At 70.1% G+C, this 16814-nt stretch carries 15 protein-coding genes; 9 read left to right on the top strand and 6 right to left on the bottom strand.

Features of this window, described 5'->3' with window-relative positions; genetic code table 11:
• The first annotated feature begins 10 nt into the window (after positions 1–10).
• Genes ACCP09_RS14060 through ACCP09_RS14075 form a run of 4 tightly spaced genes read left to right on the top strand, consistent with a single transcriptional unit; the run spans position 11 to position 5488 of the window.
• Complete coding sequence (locus tag ACCP09_RS14060; protein ID WP_433746635.1) at positions 11–1156, top strand: VOC family protein; 1146 nt, start codon at positions 11–13, stop codon at positions 1154–1156.
• Positions 1153–2088 carry a fumarylacetoacetate hydrolase family protein gene (locus ACCP09_RS14065; RefSeq protein ID WP_433746638.1) on the top strand — a complete coding sequence of 312 codons (936 nt, stop codon included), beginning with the start codon at positions 1153–1155 and terminating at the stop codon, positions 2086–2088. Before ACCP09_RS14060 ends, ACCP09_RS14065 begins: the two co-directional genes overlap by 4 nt.
• On the top strand, positions 2085–3974 hold the full coding sequence (locus ACCP09_RS14070; protein ID WP_433746641.1) for an acyl-CoA synthetase: 1890 nt from the start codon (positions 2085–2087) through the stop codon (positions 3972–3974). Before ACCP09_RS14065 ends, ACCP09_RS14070 begins: the two co-directional genes overlap by 4 nt.
• Entirely contained in the window at positions 3971–5488 is a 1518-nt protein-coding gene (locus tag ACCP09_RS14075; RefSeq protein WP_433746644.1) for a bifunctional 3-(3-hydroxy-phenyl)propionate/3-hydroxycinnamic acid hydroxylase, read from the top strand. Before ACCP09_RS14070 ends, ACCP09_RS14075 begins: the two co-directional genes overlap by 4 nt.
• A 269-nt stretch (positions 5489–5757) precedes the next feature.
• Here ACCP09_RS14075 and ctaD read toward each other — a convergent pair whose 3' ends face one another.
• Positions 5758–7512 carry an aa3-type cytochrome oxidase subunit I gene (gene ctaD / locus ACCP09_RS14080; protein WP_433746647.1) on the bottom strand — a complete coding sequence of 585 codons (1755 nt, stop codon included), beginning with the start codon at positions 7510–7512 and terminating at the stop codon, positions 5758–5760.
• Between the two features lie 88 nt (positions 7513–7600).
• Here ctaD and ACCP09_RS14085 point away from each other — a divergent pair, with 88 nt between their 5' ends.
• Positions 7601–8107, top strand: a complete 507-nt coding sequence (locus ACCP09_RS14085) for a MarR family transcriptional regulator (protein ID WP_433746650.1) — start codon at positions 7601–7603, stop codon at positions 8105–8107.
• Positions 8108–8124: 17 nt separating this feature from the next.
• On the opposite strand, the gene ACCP09_RS14090 is transcribed toward ACCP09_RS14085, so the two are convergent.
• The 5 genes from ACCP09_RS14090 to ACCP09_RS14110 all read right to left on the bottom strand — a co-directional run bounded on the left by ACCP09_RS14090 (position 8125) and on the right by ACCP09_RS14110 (position 12441).
• Positions 8125–8760 carry an NADPH-dependent F420 reductase gene (locus ACCP09_RS14090; RefSeq protein ID WP_237337874.1) on the bottom strand — a complete coding sequence of 212 codons (636 nt, stop codon included), beginning with the start codon at positions 8758–8760 and terminating at the stop codon, positions 8125–8127.
• A 217-nt stretch (positions 8761–8977) separates the two neighbouring features.
• Positions 8978–10210 (bottom strand): amidohydrolase, encoded by a 1233-nt coding sequence (locus ACCP09_RS14095; protein ID WP_433746654.1) that lies wholly within the window; start codon positions 10208–10210, stop codon positions 8978–8980.
• Between the two features lie 106 nt (positions 10211–10316).
• Complete coding sequence (locus ACCP09_RS14100; protein ID WP_433746657.1) at positions 10317–10805, bottom strand: nuclear transport factor 2 family protein; 489 nt, start codon at positions 10803–10805, stop codon at positions 10317–10319.
• A gap of 86 nt (positions 10806–10891) precedes the next feature.
• The gene (locus ACCP09_RS14105) at positions 10892–11509 is read right to left on the bottom strand and encodes a TetR/AcrR family transcriptional regulator (RefSeq protein WP_027929208.1); all 618 of its coding nucleotides are present in this window, start codon (positions 11507–11509) and stop codon (positions 10892–10894) included.
• A gap of 152 nt (positions 11510–11661) precedes the next feature.
• Positions 11662–12441 (bottom strand): IclR family transcriptional regulator domain-containing protein, encoded by a 780-nt coding sequence (locus ACCP09_RS14110; protein WP_123687342.1) that lies wholly within the window; start codon positions 12439–12441, stop codon positions 11662–11664.
• Between the two features lie 110 nt (positions 12442–12551).
• On the opposite strand from ACCP09_RS14110, the gene ACCP09_RS14115 reads away from it, so the two are divergent.
• The 4 genes from ACCP09_RS14115 to ACCP09_RS14130 all read left to right on the top strand — a co-directional run bounded on the left by ACCP09_RS14115 (position 12552) and on the right by ACCP09_RS14130 (position 16751).
• A complete protein-coding gene (locus ACCP09_RS14115; RefSeq protein WP_123686399.1) occupies positions 12552–13088 on the top strand; it encodes a flavin reductase family protein in 537 nt (178 codons plus the stop codon).
• A gap of 34 nt (positions 13089–13122) precedes the next feature.
• Positions 13123–14697: a 4-hydroxyphenylacetate 3-hydroxylase family protein gene (locus ACCP09_RS14120; protein ID WP_433746662.1), complete on the top strand. Its 1575-nt coding sequence runs from the start codon at positions 13123–13125 to the stop codon at positions 14695–14697.
• A gap of 20 nt (positions 14698–14717) precedes the next feature.
• Positions 14718–15566 carry a catechol 1,2-dioxygenase gene (gene catA, locus ACCP09_RS14125; RefSeq protein ID WP_433746665.1) on the top strand — a complete coding sequence of 283 codons (849 nt, stop codon included), beginning with the start codon at positions 14718–14720 and terminating at the stop codon, positions 15564–15566.
• 63 nt (positions 15567–15629) lie between these two features.
• Entirely contained in the window at positions 15630–16751 is a 1122-nt protein-coding gene (locus ACCP09_RS14130; protein WP_433746668.1) for a muconate/chloromuconate family cycloisomerase, read from the top strand.
• Positions 16752–16814: the final 63 nt, after the last annotated feature.

Below are 16814 nucleotides of genomic sequence, written 5' to 3' on the forward strand. Positions count from 1 at the left end.
CGTCAATCCGATGGGAGAGCTGATGATCGACCACGACGATCCCCACGCCGACCTGCACAGCGAGCAGGGCGCGTTACCCGGCGAACACCCCGGGCGGGCGCCCAATCCGGTCATCAAGGTGCACGACCTGGCCTGGCTGGAGTTCGAGAAACCAGACCTGGCCAAGGCCGAAGTGTTCGCGCACGCCTTCGGGTTCACCACCTCGCTGCGCACCGCGGACGAACTGCAGCTGCGCGGCACCGAACCCGGCGCGCCCTGCGTCCTCGTCCGCCGCGGCCCGCGCTCGCGGTTCACCGGACCGGCGTTCCGGGCCGCCGACCCGGCGGACGTGCTTCGCCTGGCGGACGCGACCGGGCACCAGGTCACCCGCCTGCCGGAAAGCCTCGGCGGGGTCACGGTGGACCTGCACGACCCGAGCGGTGCCCGGGTGCGTGTCGTGTCCGGCACGCACGAGCTTCCGGCGTTGCCCGGCCAGGAGCCGCTGACCTTCAACTTCGGGCACGACATCGCGCGGGTGAACGCCACCCAGCGGCCGCGGCGGGAGCCGGTCAAGGTGCGGCGGCTCGGCCACGTCGTGCTGCAGACCACGAAGTACCGCCACACGCTCGACTGGTACCTCAGTCATCTGGGCATGATCGTGAGCGACTTCCTCTACTACCCCGGGCAGCGCGGGCGGGGCCCGGTGATGAGCTTCATCCGCTGCGACCGCGGTGGCACCCCGACCGACCACCACACCCTCGCGCTGGTGCTCGGACCGGCGAACCGGTACGTGCACTCCGCCTACCAGGTGCCCGACCTCGATTCGCTCGCCGCCGGTGGCGAGTACCTGCTCGAGCGGGGCTACCGGCGGTCGTGGGGCATCGGCAGGCACATCCAGGGCAGCCAGCTCTTCGACTACTGGCGCGACCCCGACGGATTCCTCGTCGAGCACTTCAGCGACGGCGACATGTTCGACTGTTCGCTCGAGCCCGGCTGGGCGCCGATGACCGCGTCGGGACTGGCCCAGTGGGGCCCGCCCGCCACCAAGGACTTCCTCGGCGTCAAACCCGGCCGGGAGGCGTTCGGCGAGCTGCGCGCCATCATCGGCGCGCTGCGCGAGGACAACGAATTCGACTTCGACCGCCTTCGCGGCCTGCTGAAAGTAGCTGTGTCATGAGCATTTCCGTCCTCCGTACCGCCGACGCCTGGTGGGTGGCCACCCCGGCCGGGGCCGCCAAGGTCACCACCCGCGCCACGACCACCGCACAACTACTGGCCGACCGCAATGCCCTCGACGCCGCCCTGGCCGGCGGGCGCACGGTCGCCGTGGAGAGCCTCGAGCTCGTCTCGCCGGTCACCGCCCCGTGCCGGGTGGTCGCGCAGATGACCAACTTCGCCTCGCACGTCAAGGACACCGGCGGGAACCCGGACACCGTGCCGCTGACCTTCTTCCGCAAGTCGTCCGGCTCGATCAGCGGCCCGCACGACGACGTGGTGCGCCCCGCCCACGTGCGGCTCCTGGACTACGAAGTCGAGATCGGCCTGGTCATCGGCGCGGAGATCCCGGTCGGCACGGAGATCGGCGACGACGTCGCCGGATACGTCGCGGGCCTCGTGGTGACCAACGACATTTCCGCGCGCGACATCCAGCTGCCCCAGACCCAGTTCTACGAAGCCAAGTCCTACCCGACGTTCACCCCCACCGGGCCCGCGCTGGTCCTGCTCGACGCCGACGAGTTCAAGCGGTTCACCGACCTCCGGCTGAAACTGAGCGTCAACGGCGAAACCCGCCAGGACCAGACGGTCGCCGACATGATCTACCAGCCCGCGGAAACCCTCCGGGCCCTTGCCCGCTTCCAACGGCTCGACCCGGGGGATCTCGTCCTGACCGGCACCCCCGTGGGCACGGCGTTGTCCGCCCCGCCGAAGCCGGTGGAGATCGTCGGCTCCCTGCTGCCACCGGCGCTGAAGTGGAGGCTGTTCTTCCGTGGCCAGGAACGCAATCCCCGGTACCTGAAGGACGGCGACGTCATCGAGGCCGGAGTGGCCACCGACGACGGCGCGATCGACCTGGGCACCCAGTGCACGGTGGTGAGGCACGCCCGATGACTGGGAACCTGCTGTGGCCGGAGTACTCCGCCCCTGCCGACATCGCCGCGATCGAAGCCGTGCCGCTGGCGGCACGTGGCCTTCCCGCGTCCACCTACGCCCTGCTGGTCCGGGCCGCCACCACCTGGCCGGACCGCACCGCGACCACCGTGCTGCCGGAAGCCGCGCGCTGGCGCGAACCCGAGCAGCGCACCTTCGCCGGACTGCTCGGCGACGTCCACCGGTACGCGAACCTCCTGCACGAAATCGGTGTTCGCCGTCGGAACGCGGTCGCGTTGATCTCGCCCAACACCGCCGACCTGGTGCCCGCCACCTTGGCCGCGCAGCTCGCCGGAATCGCGGCGCCCCTCAACGGTGGCCTTTCGCGCGAGCACCTCGCCCAGCTGCTGCGTCGTTCGGGTGCGCGGGTCATCGTCACCGCCGGTCCCGAGCTGTCCGTGGCCACCTGGGAGACCGCCCACGCTCTCGCCCAGGACGGGCAGGTTGATGCCGTCCTCGTCCTGCGGCCCACCGGCGCCACCGGACCGGCTCCGGACCTGCCGAACCTGCCGGGGGTCCGCGTCGGCTACCTCGCCGAGCTGGCGGCCGGGCAGGACTCGTCGGCCTTCCTCGGTGAACCGCCCCGCGCGGAGGACCTGGCCGCGCTCTTCCCGACCGGGGGCACCACCGGCGCGCCGAAGCTCGCCGCGCACACGCACGCCGTCGAGGTCGCCGACGCCTGGATGCTGGCCGCCAACTCGCTCCTCGAAGACCACGACACCCTCTTCGCCGCGCTGCCGCTGTTCCACGTCAACGCGCTGGTGGTCACCCTGCTCGCGCCGTTGTTCAAGGGGCAGACCGTGGTCTGGGCCGGGCCGCTCGGCTATCGCGACCTCCCGCTCTACGGCGAGTTCTGGAAGATCGTCGAGCACCACCGGATCTCCACGATGAGCGCGGTCCCCACCGTGTACGCGGTGCTCGCGCAGTGCCCGGTCGACGCGGACATCAGCAGCTTGCGCTTCGCCATGGTCGGGGCCGCTCCGCTGCCGGCCGCCGTCCGCGCGCGCTTCGAGGCCCACACCGGCGTCACGCTCGTCGAAGGCTACGGCCTGACCGAAGCGACCTGTGCCAGCGCGCGCAGCTTCCCCGACGTGCCCCGGCCCGGCTCGGTCGGTCAGCGGTTGCCCTACCAGCGGATGAAAACCATCCGCGTGCGCGAGGACGGCACCTGGGAAGACCTCCCGCCCGGCCACACGGGCGTGCTCGCGATCAGCGGCCCCACGGTCTTCTCCGGCTACGTCACCGGCCAGGACGAGCACGGCCACGTTCTCGACGGCCTCGGCAAGCTCGTCGACGGCTGGCTGGACACCGGCGACCTCGCGCGCCTCGACGCCGACGGGTTCGTCTACCTCGCCGGCCGCGCCAAGGACCTCATCATCCGCGGTGGACACAACATCGACCCCGCGCTCATCGAGGACAGCCTGCTCACCCACCCCGCGGTCACCGCCGCCGGCGCGGTGGGCCGGCCGGACCCCCGCTCCGGTGAGGTCCCCGTCGCCTACGTGACCCTCGCTGCCGGTTGCGCGGTCAGCGAGCAGGAACTGTGCGACTGGGCACGCCACCAGGTTCCCGAGGCCGCGGCGGCGCCGAAGACCGTCACAGTGCTCGACGCCCTGCCGCTCACCGACCTCGGCAAGCCGTACAAACCCGCCCTGCGCGCCGACGCCACCCGGCGCGAGCTCACCGAAGCCCTGGCCGGCCTGCCCGGCGTGCTCGACGTCGACGCCGAGGTCGACGACGGCTCGGTCATCGTGGTGGTGCGGACCTCCAGCGACGCCGACGAGCCGGCGGTGAAGGCGGTCCTCGACCGCTACGCGATCGGCTGGCGCCTGGCAGGTGCCTCGTGACCGAAGTGCCCGTGGTGATCATCGGCGCGGGCCCGACCGGCCTCACCGCCGCCACCCTGCTGGCCCAGTACGGCATCGAGTCCCTGGTCCTCGACCGGTGGGAAACGATCTATCCCCAGCCTCGCGCCGTCCACCTCGACGACGAGGTCTGCCGCATCCTCGGCTGGCTGAGCCTCTCCGCGGAGTTCTCGGCGATCTCCTGGCGCTGCAACGGGTTGCGGCTCCTGGACCGGGACATGCGGGTGCTCGCGGAGTTCCGGCGCGACGCGGCGCACGGCAGGCACGGCTACCCCGAGGCCAGTATGTTCGAGCAACCCGAGCTGGAGGCGCTGCTGCGCTCGGGCCTCAAACGGCACCGTGCGGCCACGATGCGCGGTGGCGCCGAGGTCACCGCACTGGCCCCGGAGGCCGGCGGTGTGCGGGTCGCGTTCACCGATCCGGCCGGCCGGCCGGACTCGGTGCTCGCGCGGTACGTGCTCGGCTGCGACGGAGCGAACAGCCTGACCCGGACCTCGATCGGCTCCGTCATGCGCGACCTCGGGTTCACCCAGCGTTGGCTCGTCGTCGACATCCGCACCGACGCCGAACTCGGCGCCTGGGAAGGGGTGCACCAGGTCTGCGACCCGGCCCGCGCCGCCACCTACATGCGCGTGGGGGAGAACCGCTACCGCTGGGAATTCCAGCTGACCGACGGCGAAACGGCGGACACCTACCGCGAACCGGCCGCGCTGCTCCCGCTGATCAAGCCGTGGACCGGGGAGACACCGTCCGACCAGCTCGAGATCGTCCGCGTCGCCGAATACACCTTCCGCGCCCAGGTCGCCGACCGCTGGCGCGATCGGCGGGTCTTCCTCCTCGGCGACGCCGCCCACCTCACCCCGCCGTTCATCGGCCAGGGCATGGGCGCCGGGATGCGCGACGCGATGAACCTCGCGTGGAAGCTCGCCGGCGTGCTCGACGGGACGCTCGCCGAAACCGTCCTCGGCAGCTACGAGGCGGAGCGCAAACCCCACGCCACCACCATGATCCGGATCGCCAAGCTGATGGGCACCGCCATGACCGAAGGCGGCGAATTCGGCGACCTCCTCCGCCGCGTCGCCGCACCTCGCCTGCACCGCGTGCCCGGCCTGCGCAAGCGCGTGCTCGACACCGAAACCCCCGCCCTGCGCCGCTCCGCCCTGGTGGCGCGCCCGCCCCTGTGGCATCCCCTGGCCGGTCGCCTGTGCCCCAACGCACCGGTCGACGGCGACCGGCGCCTCGACGACGTGACGGCCGGCCGGTTCACCGTCATCAGCACCGCCGAGCCGTCGCCCGCGCAACGCGCGGACATCGAACAACGCGGAGCTGTGCTCGTGGTGGCCCGGCCGGGGACCCCCTTGCACCGCTGGCTGCGCCGCGGCTTCGCCCTCGCCGCCGTCGTCCGTCCCGATGCGACAGTCCACAGCGCCGGGCGCGATCTGGCCGCTCTCTGCGCGGCGATACCTCCCTACCGCGCGGTCCCGTCGGTGGCCTGAACGACCGGAGTGGGCGAACCAGCCACCACCCCGCGCCGCGGGCAACCCAGGAAGGCTGTGGATCGTCACGCGGTAGACAGTCCCGAGGCTGGGGTCGGTGTCCCGAGCTCGATGTCGTTGCTCTGGCCCCATCGGACAGCACCGGGAGAGGAGTTGCCGCGACCCGGTTTGGAGGTCACGGTAGGCATTTCCGGCATTGACCGCGCGATCCGATCGCCGGTCGGCGCCGAGGGTGGACAGGGAACTGGCTCAGACTCTGGGCGTGCCCGTCAGTGTTCGGAGGCGTTGTCCTTGTCGTGGTCGCCCGGGATGACCGCGTCGGTGAGGGCTTGTGATGGCGCCTTCGCCCGGCCGGTGAAAGTGATCTCACCCTCGGTGTGCAGCCGTTCGACCATGTGCGGATAGTGCAGCTCGAACGCCGGGCGCTCGGACCGGATCCGGGGCAGCTCGGTGAAGTTGTGCCGCGGCGGCGGGCACGAGGTGGCCCACTCCAGCGAGTTGCCGTAGCCCCACGGGTCGTCCACCGTGACGAGCTCGCCGTAGCGGTAGCTGGTGAACACGTTGTAGATGAACGGCAGGGTCGACGCGCCCAGGATGTAGGCGCCGATGGTCGAGATCGTGTTCAGCGTGGTGAAGCCGTCGCTGGCCAGGTAGTCGGCGTAGCGGCGCGGCATGCCCTCGGCGCCCAGCCAGTGCTGCACCAGGAAGGTGCCGTGGAAGCCGAGGAACGTGGTCCAGAAGTGGAGCTTGCCGAGCTTCTCGTCCAGCATCCGCCCGGTGATCTTCGGGAACCAGAAGTAGATGCCGGCGAACGTCGCGAAAGCCACGGTCCCGTACAGGACGTAGTGGAAGTGCGCCACCACGAAGTAGCTGTCGGACACGTGGAAGTCGATGGCCGGGGCGGCCAGCAGGATGCCGGTCAGACCACCGAACAGGAACGTCACCATGAACCCGACCGAGAACAGCATCGGTGACTCGAACGTGAGACGTCCCTTCCACATGGTGCCGATCCAGTTGAAGAACTTCACCCCGGTGGGCACCGCGATCAGGAAGGTCATGAAGGAGAAGAACGGCAGCAGCACGGCGCCGGTGGCGTACATGTGGTGCGCCCACACCGCGACCGACAACGCCGCGATGCCCATGGTCGCGAACACCATGCCCTTGTAGCCGAACAACGGTTTGCGGCTGAACACGGGCACGATCTCCGACACGATCCCGACGAACGGCAGCATCACGATGTAGACCTCGGGATGGCCGAAGAACCAGAACATGTGCTGCCAGAGGATCACGCCGCCATTGGCCGGGTCGAACACATGCGCCCCGAGGTGCCGGTCGGCCGCCAGGCCGAGCAGTGCGGCGGTCAGGATCGGGAACGCGATCAGGGTCATCACGCTCGTCACCAGGACGTTCCACGTGAAGATCGGAATCCGGAACATCGTCATGCCCGGCGCCCGCAGGCACACGATCGTGGTGATTATGTTGACCGCGCCGAGGATGGTGCCCAGGCCGGACACCGTCAGCCCGGCGATCCACAGGTCGCCGCCCGCGCCGGGCGAATAGATCGCGCTCGACAGGGGCGTGTAGGCGAACCAGCCGAAGTCGGCGGCGCCGCCCGGGGTCAGGAAGCCGGAGACGGTGATGACGCCGCCGAACAGGAACAGCCAGTAGGACAGCGCGTTGAGGCGGGGGAACGCGACGTCAGGTGCGCCGATCTGCAGCGGCAGCACGAAGTTGGCGAACCCGAACAGGATCGGCGTCGCGTACAGCAGCAGCATCACTGTGCCGTGCATGGTGAACAGCTGGTTGTACTGCTCCTGCGACAGGAACTGCTGTCCCGGGCGCGCCAGCTCGGTGCGGATCAGCATCGCCATCGCGCCGCCCACCATGAAGAAGGCGAACGACGTGACCAGGTACATGATGCCGATCTGCTTGTGATCCGTCGTACGCAACAACCGCAGCAGCACCGAACCCTTGGGCGAGCGGCGCGCGACCGGCCGGACGGGCGCCGAGGTGGAGGCAGTCACGAAGGCGAGGCTATCTCGCTCGCGAGCGAACTATCTACCCGTGGGGCCGTGCGGGTGTCCGGAAACACACGAGGTATTACTTCACGACATGGATGGTGATGTCGTCGGCCGGTCGGTGGCGCTGTGGGCCGAGCAGATGCCCGGCCTGGACGTCTCGGCGTCGGAGGTGCTCGCCCGGATCCTGCGGATCGCGCAGCACGTGGAGGGCGCGGAGAACGGCCGACTGCGCCGCCGGCGTGGACGGATGGTGGCCAACGTGGGCGACTTCGAGGTGCTGCGGGCGCTGCGCCGCATCGGCCCGCCGTACGCGATGACACCGTCCCAGCTGCGCGCGGAGATGCTGATCTCGTCCTCCGGGCTGACCGGCCGCCTGCACCGGCTGGAGCGCGACGGCTGGATCACCAGGGAAGCCTCGGCGGACGACCAGCGCAGCGTCCTGGTCACCCTGACCCCGGAAGCGGTGTCCGACCTGGACGACGACATCGCCGAGCACTTCGCCTTCGAGGACGACCTGCTCGCTCCCCTCACCCGGCAGCAGCGCACCGACTTGGCCGCTCTGCTCACGCTCCTGCTCCGGCGCTTCGAAGACGGCTGAACGTCCTGGCCGAGATCTCAGCCCAGAAACTTGACCGCGCTGCGGTAGCCGGTTCCCAGCGGTTCCTGCAAAGTCATGTGGAGGAAGCCCAGCGCTTCGAGTTCGCGTGATCGTCGCAGGGGCCCGGCATCAACAGGCCGCATACCGGCTGCCTCGACCAGGCCGCTGACCATACGCTTGGCCGCGACGTCGTCGCCGGCTAGCAGCACGTCCAGCGGCTGCCCGTCCACTTGTCCCGTGTGCAGTGTCGCGGCGAACGTCGTGTTGAAGCCCTTTACGACCGAAACCTGACGGGTGAGTCGGGCGGCGATCTCCTCCGCGGCCGACGATCCCGGCGGGGTGACCAGCCGGTCGAACGTCGCCCAATCGACAGGGTTGGTGATGTCGACGACCACCCGCCCGTCCAGTTCGGTCCCGTGGCCGGAGGCCCACTCCAGGGCCGCTTCGTACGGGGTGGCGAGTACGACGATCTCGCCGGTGACCGGATGCTGGTCGACCGCGCCGCCTCTGGCCGGGGCGTCGTCGCCGGCGATGTCCGATGCGAGTGTGGTCGCCTTCTCCGCGGAGGGCGCCAGGATCTGGAGCTCCGCGCCGCCGGCGAGCACCCGGATGCCGATTCCCCGGGCCATGTTGCCCGCGCCGATGATCGTCACTGTCGTCATCGCAGACTCCTTGGTGTCGGCCGGGTCCGTTACCGGCTACCCCGGCGGTACGTTGGCAAACGGCCCCGGGAGGGGGCTGCCCCATGCGTCCGGACGCTAAAAAGTGGGCGGCTCCTCATCCGCTCTGTCCTTGTCCTCGGCGCAGAGAGTGCGACGGTGACGTGAACCACACGGAAACCGCGAGGTCGCGCTCCGGCGCGGTCGTGTCTCAGGCCGCCAGCCAGGCGAGCGCGGCCACGGCCATCGCGGTGACACCGGTGTCCAGCGTGGGCTGGACGACGGGGGCGAACCGGGGGTTGTGGTTGACCGGAATGTCGCGGGCGAGGGTGCCGCGCTTGTCCGCTTCGGCGTATTCGGCGGGATCGGTTCCACCGAAACCCCAGTAGGTGAACGGCGCACCGAAGGCCTGCGGGATCAGGCTCATGTCCTCGCTCGCGGTCTGCAGGTCGATCGTGTGCGTCTCGCCGAAGTGGTCGGCGAACGCCGCCGCGACGCGCCGGGTGGGTTCCTCGTCGTTGACGGTGGGCGGGAACGACGCGATCCGCCGGATCACCGGTGCCTGCCGGGCCCCGGACGCGGCGCATTCCGCCCGGACGATCCGGTCGATCGCCTCCAGCACGTGTGCGCGCGTGACGTCGTCGTAGGTGCGCACGTTGAGCTGGATCACGGCCCGGTCCGGGATGATGTTGGGTCCGGAACCGGCGTGGATGCTGCCAACGGTGAGCACCGCCGGAGTGGTGGCGGCCAGCTCGCGCGCGACGACGGTCTGCAGGCGCACGACGATCATCGCCGCCATCACTACCGGGTCCACGGCCGACTCGGGCTTCGACCCGTGCGCGCCGCGGCCGTGGACGGTTACTTCGAGACTGTCCGCAGCAGACAGGAACGGGCCCGCGCGGATTCCGACGTACCCCGCGGGGTAGGGCAGGACGTGCTGGGCCAGCACGACATCCGGGGTGGGCACCCTGCCGGTCAGCCCGTCGTCGATCATCGCGTCGGCGCCGTCGCCGTTCTCCTCCGACGGCTGGAAGAGTGCCACGAACGTGCCCTGCCAGGATTCCCTGGCTCGCGCGAGCAGCCGCGCGCACCCGGTCAATGCCGTCACGTGCACGTCGTGCCCGCAGGCGTGCATGACCGGCTGGTCGCCGTCGGTGACCGTGGACGCGTAGGGCAGCCCGGTTTGTTCCCGCACAGGCAGGGCGTCCATGTCCGCTCGCGCCATCACCACCGGCCCCGGCCCGTTGGCGAGGACCGCGGTCACCCCTGTGCCCCCGATGCCCTCGGTGACGTCGTACCCATCCTCCCGCAGCGCCTGCGCGACCTTGGCGGCGGTGCGGTGTTCCCGCAGGCCCAGCTCCGGGTGCCGGTGCAGGTCCCGATAGAACTCTTCCAGGTCGGCCCGGACCGCATTCAGACCGGTGAGGACCTGATGAACGCTCATCGTCGCCGACCTCCTCGGCCTGGCGCGGGAGCGGTACGTCTCCCGTCCGGGATCAGGCCACTTCAGCCGAGTGTAGGAGCGCAACGCTGAGCGCGCCGGGCGGCAGTCATCGCCGGTAGCGAGGATCCAGAGCCCCGTCGGCCGGGGCCCAGCCGATTCTCCCGGCGTCCCACCCGGCGGTCAGGGGGACCCACCAGAAGAAGGTGACCTTGCGCTCGGTGAACAGCCACCTCCCGTCCTGGCGCACCAGCGAATCGGTGTAGCGGCCCGCGGCGACCTGTGCCTCGCCGTCGACCACGCAGGGCTGGTAGAGCCAGGTTTCCCCGGAGGCGGCGTCACCGTCGACCGTCACCGTCTCGTTGGCGCTGAAGTGCCACCACGCGGTGAGCGGACCGCGCTGCAGACCGGCGAAGAACGTGCGCAGTTCACTGCGCCCGCTGGCGGTGGACAGGCCGACGAACCGGCCGTCCTCGGTGAACAGGCCGGCGAGCTCGTCCCAGCGCCCGTCGTCGAGGTACTGGCAGTACCGCGCACGCAGTTGGCCGATCTCCTGGACGTCTTCGAGCCGCCGGATCCTGGCCTCCAGGTCACCCATGCCCGCCTCCCCGCTCCCTGCCTCAGTACGAACGATCGTTCAGACGATAGGCGGGAGCGGAGCCGGTTGGCAAGGCGTGCCTGCGGTCAGTCGCGGGTTTCGAGCAGGGCGAGCGCGTACCGGGCGTGCTGCTCGGCGAGGGCCTTCCGGGAGAGGCGCCCCCCGGCGCGGTACCAGGTGGAGATCGCCGAGCACATCGACACGATGTTCCGTGCGGCGCCGTCGGGGTAGGGGGTGGTGAACCGGCCCTGGGCGACGCCCTCGGCGATGATCTCCCCGAAGATGGCCTGGGTGCTGTCGCGGGCGCGGACGATCCGTTCCCGGTGCTCGCCGTGGAGGTAGCGGATCTCGCTGATGGCGACCAGCGCTGCCGTCTGGTGGTCCACGACGAACCCGACGTAGGCCTTGACCGCTTCCCGCATCCGGTCGGCCGGGTCGTCCCCGGCGGCCTGGACCGCGGCGCTGGTGCGGTTCAGCAGCTCGTCGTTGGCTCGCTGGAGCAGTTCGGCGAGCAGGTGCGACTTCGACGGGAAGTAGTTGTAGAGGTTGGACAGGCTGGTTCCGGCGCCGGCGGCCACATCGCGTGTCGAGGCGCCGTTGAAGCCCTTTTCGCCGAACGCGGCCAGGGCTGCGTTGAGGATCGCCGCCTTGGTGCCCCGGCCGGTTTCGCTGATCAGCGCGGCAGCAGCAGAACGACTGTTCATCCGGCGAGGTTACACGTTCTTGACGGACCTCGGAGCGACTGGTTCCCTGGAGTAAGAACGTTCGTTCAGGCCCGAGGAGGCGTGAGCATGGCGAGTGCGCACACGCCGCCGACCCTGGGCTGGGACGGTCCCGCCTGCCGCGGACCGCCGTGTCACCCGCGTTCGTGCCCCAGCTCGCCGCTGATCGCCTTCGCGGTCTCGAGCAGCACGGGGACCACCTCCTCGCGCATCCGGTCCGGCGTGGTGCGCCCGGTCGAGGTGGAGGAGGCGACCGCGGCGATGACCCGGCCGTGGTGGTCGCGCACGGGTGCCGACAGCGAGATGAGCCCTTCCTCGCGTTCGTTCGCCACCAGCGACCAGCCCTGTTCCCGGACGCGTGCCAGGATCTCGCGGAACTCCGCCGGGTCCGTGACGGTGTATGGGGTGAGGCGGGGGAGCCCGCATTCGGCGATCACCTCGTCGACCCGCTCGTCCGGTTCCCACGCCAGCAGCACCCGGCCCAGGGACGTCGCGTGCACGGGGACGCGCGTGCCGGGGGACACGGTCACGCTCAACACGCGGCGTACCGGCACCCGCGCGATGTAGACGACTTCGTTGCCGTCCATCACCGCGAGGGTGGCCGACTCCCCGGTCCGCTCGGCCTGTCGCATCAGGTGCGGTTGAGCCAGTTCGGTGAGGGCGTGCGTCGCCGTGTAGTGCTGGCCGATGGACAGCACGCGCGGTGTCAACGTCCAGTGTGGACCGGACGCGGCCACGTAACCCAGTCGTTGCAAGGTCAACAGGACTCGGCGCACGACCGGGCGGGACAGCCCGGTCGCCGTCGCGAGCTCGGCCACTGTCGGGTTCGGACGGTCGGCGTCGAACGCGGTGAGCACCGCAAGGCCGCGTTCCAGGCCCTGGATGTGGTTCTGACTCGTCTTCTCGTCGTCCATCGGCTCCATTTTCCTCAGTTCTCTTGACAGTCCGCGGGAAGTGTCACACGATCTGCCAGACGTACACTATCCGTTCATTGCGTACACATAGTGTACAGGAGGTGTGGAGCATGCCGGTCGATCCGCGAGCACTGCGGCGGTGCCTGGGCCACTTCGCCACCGGGGTCACGGTGGTCACGTGTGACGGCGACGGAAAGCCACACGGGGCGACCGTCAACGCGTTCAGCGCGGTGTCGCTGGATCCCGCACTGGTGCTGGTGTCGCTCGACCGCCGGTCGAAGATCAGCAAGTACCTCGAGGGGGCGCCCTTCACCGTCAACGTGCTGAGCGAACCGCAAAGCGAGGTCGCGCTGCACTTCGCCGGCAAGCCGATGGCCGGTGCGCCGGACTGGCGGCGTCCCGATCCGCAGCTGGCACCGCAGCTGGGCGGTGCGCTCGCCACGATCTCGTGCACTCCGTGGCGCTGCTACGACGGCGGCGACCACGTGCTCTACCTCGGTGAGGTCGCCGGCTTCGAGGTCGACGGCGGCGACCCGCTGGTGTTCTACCTCGGCGGCTTCCGTCACCTCGGTCCCGTCTACCAGGCGGCGCCGTGGCTGCAGTCCGGGGACAGCCCGGGCGTGTCGTGGTTCGCCGCCTCCATCTGACGTACGTCGTCCGCTATTGCAAAGGAGCAAAAGCATGACCGCACAGGAGTCCACGCCCGGCCCGGACGGTGCCGCGAACGCGCGGACCACCCGCCCGTTCACCGGTGAGGAGTACGTCGAGTCGCTGCAGGACGGCCGGCAGGTGTTCCTCTACGGCGAGAAGGTCAAGGACATCACCGCCCACCCGGCCTTCCGCAATCCCGTTCGGATGACGGCGCGCCTGTACGACGCGCTGCACGACCCGGCCAAGCAGGACGTCCTGACGGTGCCGACGGACACCGGCAGCAACGGGTTCACGTTCCCGTTCTTCCGCAGCCCGCGCACCCGCGAGGACCTCCTCGCCGACCGCAACGCGATCGCCGAGTGGGCGCGGATGACCTACGGCTGGATGGGCCGCAGTCCCGACTACAAGGCCTCCTTCCTCGGCACACTGGGCGCGAACTCCGAGTTCTACGAACCCTTCTCCGGCAACGCGCGCCGGTGGTACGCCGAATCGCAGGAAAAGGTGCTGTACTGGAACCACGCGATCGTCCACCCGCCCGTCGACCGCAACAAGAAGCCCGACGAGGTCAAGGACGTGTTCGTCCACGTCGAGAAGGAGACCGACGACGGCCTCGTCGTCTCCGGGGCGAAGGTCGTGGCGACCGGATCGGCACTCACGCACTTCAACTTCATCGCCCACTACGGCCTGCCGTTCAAGGACCGCGAGTTCGCTCTGGTGTGCACGGTGCCGATGAACACGCCCGGCATGAAGCTGATCTGCCGCAACTCCTACACCAGCATGGCCGCCCAGATGGGCTCGCCGTTCGACTACCCGCTGTCGAGCCGGCTCGACGAGAACGACACGATCTTCATCCTGGACAAGGTGAAGATCCCGTGGGAGAACGTGTTCATCTACGGCGACGCCGACAAGGTGAGCAGTTTCGTCCCCGGCTCCGGTTTCCTGGAGCGGTTCACCTTCCAGGGCGTCACCCGCCTCGCGGTCAAGCTCGACTTCATCGCCGGCCTGCTGCTCAAGGGCGTGGAAGCGACCGGCACCAAGGACTTCCGCGGCATCCAGACCCGCATCGGCGAGGTCATCAGCTGGCGCAACCTGTTCTGGGCGCTCTCCGACGCGATGGCCGCGAGCCCCAGCGAGTGGAAGAACGGCACCCTGCTGCCGAACCTGAACTACGGCCTGGCCTACCGGTGGTTCATGACCGTCGGCTACCCGCGCATCCGCGAGATCATCATGCAGGACCTCGGCAGCGCCCTGATCTACCTGCCCTCGCACGCGTCGGATTTCTCCTCGCCCGAGGTCCGGCCCTACCTCGACCGGTACGTGCGCGGCTCCAACGGCTACGACTCGGTCGAGCGGGTCAAGCTGATGAAGCTGATCTGGGACTCCATCGGCACCGAGTTCGGCGGCCGTCACGAGCTCTACGAGCGCAACTACGCAGGCAACCACGAGGGCGTGCGCTTCGAGCAGCTCATCGCCATGGAGCAGTCCGGTCAGGCCGATGCCATGCGCGGCTTCGCCGAACAATGCATGGCCGAGTACGACCTCGACGGCTGGACGGTGCCCGACCTGATCAACAACGACGACGTATCGCTGCTGGGCAAGCGGTGAGCACGGAGAGGAACTCCACGATGGACACGACACACCCATCGCCGACGGCTGCCGGTTCCGGCGCCTCGGCCACCCAGGCATTCCTCGCGCGCCAGGAGGGTGGCGCCGGCGAGGTGAGCCGGGAACGCGTGGCGACCGTCGTCCAGGCGGTGCTGGACGGGGTGCGCGAGGCCATCCGCACCCACGAGGTCACCTACCCCGAGTTCACCGCCACCAAGCAGTGGCTGATCGAGGTCGGCGAGAGCGGCGAATGGCCGTTGCTGCTCGACGTGTTCGTCGAGCACGAGGTCGAAGAAGTGGCCGCCCGCAAGCAGCACGGCACCAAGGGCAGCATCCTGGGCCCGTACTACCTGCCCGGCGCGCCCAAGCTGCCGTCGGTGACCACGTTGCCGATGCGCGAGGCCGAACCGGGCACCCGGCTCGTGTTCGCCGGGCAGGTTCGCGACACGACCGGCAGGCCGGTCCCCGGCGCCGAACTCGACATCTGGCACGCCGACCACGCCGGCTACTACTCGGGATTCGCCCCGCACATCCCCGAGGGCAACCTGCGCGGTGTCGTGGTCGCCGACGGCCAGGGCCGGTTCGAGATCAGCACCGTCCAGCCCGCGCCCTACCAGATCCCCACCGACGGCCCGACCGGCAAACTGATCGAGGCGGCGGGCTGGCACCCGTGGCGGCCGGCGCACCTGCACCTGATCGTGCGGGCGCCCGGCTGCCGGCCGATCACCACGCAGCTGTATTTCGCCGGCGGGGACTGGCTCGACTCCGACGTCGCGCAGGCGACCAAGCCGGAACTCGTGCTCGACCCGCAACCGGTCTCCGACGGGTGCGTGCGTGCCGAGTACGACTTCGTGCTCGAACCGGCCTGAACCCCCGCGCCCCGGGCCCGCGGGCCCGGGGCGCTGCCCGTCGCAGACCAGAGGAGCTTCGTGATGAGCGATCTTCGCATCGACCGCGTCGAAACGGTCGTGCTCGACGTGCCGCTGAGGCGACCGCACCGGTTCGCCCGCGTCGGGATGGACGTCCAGCCCGTCCTGCTGGTGTACCTGCGGACCGCGGGTGGCGTCACCGGCGTGGGCGAGGGCGTCGTTCCCGGGGGCCCGTGGTGGGGTGGCGAGTCGGTGGAGACCATGCAGCTCGTCATCGAACGCTACCTGGCGCCGATCCTGCTCGGCCGCGACGTGGACGACATCGCGGGGATCGGGCGCGACATCGGCGACGTGGTGGCGGCCAACCTGCACGCCAAGGCGGCCGTGGACATCGCGCTGCACGACGCGTGGGCCCGGTGCCTGGGCGTACCGGCGCACGCCCTCCTCGGCGGGGTCGTCCGCCGGTCGGTCCCGGTCACCTGGGCGCTGGGCACCGAACCAGCCCCGGTCGTCGTCGAGGAGGCGCTCGCCAAGCTCGACGCCGGGACCCACCGCACCTTCAAGCTGAAAATGGGCGCCCAGGACCCGGCCGACGACGTCCGGCGCGTCACCGCCATCGCGGACAAGCTGGCCGGCGCGGCGGGGCTGCGCGTGGACGTCAACGCGCGGTGGGATCGCGGCACGGCGCTGGCCCACCTGCCCCGCCTCGCGGACGGCGGCATCGAGCTCGTCGAGCAACCCGTGCCCGGGGCCGACGTCGAGGCCCTCGCCGAGATCAACCGGGCGCTGCCGATCCACGTCATGGCCGACGAAAGCCTCCGCACCCCGGGCGACGCGCTCCGCCTCGCCAGGCTCGCCGCTGCCGACGTGTACTCGCTCAAGATCAGCAAATCCGGCGGCCTCAGGGCCACCAGGTCCATCGCGGAAGTCGCGGCGGCCGCCGGGATCCCCGCCCACATGGGCACGTCCATCGACGGTCCGGTCGGCACCGCGGCCTCGCTGCACCTGGCGTGCGCACTGCCCGCGGTGACCTGGGGGAGCGAGCTGTTCGGGCCCCTGCTGATGCGTGCCGAGCACCTCGCCACCCCGCTGCGCTACGAGGGTGGGGAGCTGCACCTGCCCGACGGGCCCGGCTTCGGGGTCGAGCTCGACCCGGACGCGGTGCGCGCGTTCGCCCGGAGGTGACCAGGCCGGCCGGGCTCGGAGCTGATGTCCGCCCCTCGTCGCAAGAGTGCGTGCTGCGGCGGG

Origin of the sequence: Amycolatopsis sp. 3B14, assembly GCF_050958625.1 — a bacterium.
In the GTDB taxonomy this organism is placed as follows: Bacteria; Actinomycetota; Actinomycetes; order Mycobacteriales; family Pseudonocardiaceae; genus Amycolatopsis_E; species Amycolatopsis_E thermoflava.

Bases quoted from the DNA above. Each gene is read 5' to 3' on its own strand.
- ACCP09_RS14110 (WP_123687342.1), bottom strand. From the start codon at position 12,441: ATGGACGACGAGAAGACGAGTCAGAACCACATCCAGGGCCTGGAACGC.
- ACCP09_RS14070 (WP_433746641.1), top strand. From the start codon at position 2,085: ATGACTGGGAACCTGCTGTGGCCGGAGTACTCCGCCCCTGCCGACATC.
- ACCP09_RS14095 (WP_433746654.1), bottom strand. From the start codon at position 10,210: ATGAGCGTTCATCAGGTCCTCACCGGTCTGAATGCGGTCCGGGCCGAC.
- ACCP09_RS14060 (WP_433746635.1), top strand. From the start codon at position 11: ATGGGAGAGCTGATGATCGACCACGACGATCCCCACGCCGACCTGCAC.
- ACCP09_RS14100 (WP_433746657.1), bottom strand. From the start codon at position 10,805: ATGGGTGACCTGGAGGCCAGGATCCGGCGGCTCGAAGACGTCCAGGAG.
- catA (WP_433746665.1), top strand. From the start codon at position 14,718: ATGGACACGACACACCCATCGCCGACGGCTGCCGGTTCCGGCGCCTCG.
- ACCP09_RS14085 (WP_433746650.1), top strand. From the start codon at position 7,601: ATGGATGGTGATGTCGTCGGCCGGTCGGTGGCGCTGTGGGCCGAGCAG.
- ACCP09_RS14105 (WP_027929208.1), bottom strand. From the start codon at position 11,509: ATGAACAGTCGTTCTGCTGCTGCCGCGCTGATCAGCGAAACCGGCCGG.
- ACCP09_RS14130 (WP_433746668.1), top strand. From the start codon at position 15,630: ATGAGCGATCTTCGCATCGACCGCGTCGAAACGGTCGTGCTCGACGTG.
- ACCP09_RS14120 (WP_433746662.1), top strand. From the start codon at position 13,123: ATGACCGCACAGGAGTCCACGCCCGGCCCGGACGGTGCCGCGAACGCG.
- ACCP09_RS14115 (WP_123686399.1), top strand. From the start codon at position 12,552: ATGCCGGTCGATCCGCGAGCACTGCGGCGGTGCCTGGGCCACTTCGCC.
- ACCP09_RS14065 (WP_433746638.1), top strand. From the start codon at position 1,153: ATGAGCATTTCCGTCCTCCGTACCGCCGACGCCTGGTGGGTGGCCACC.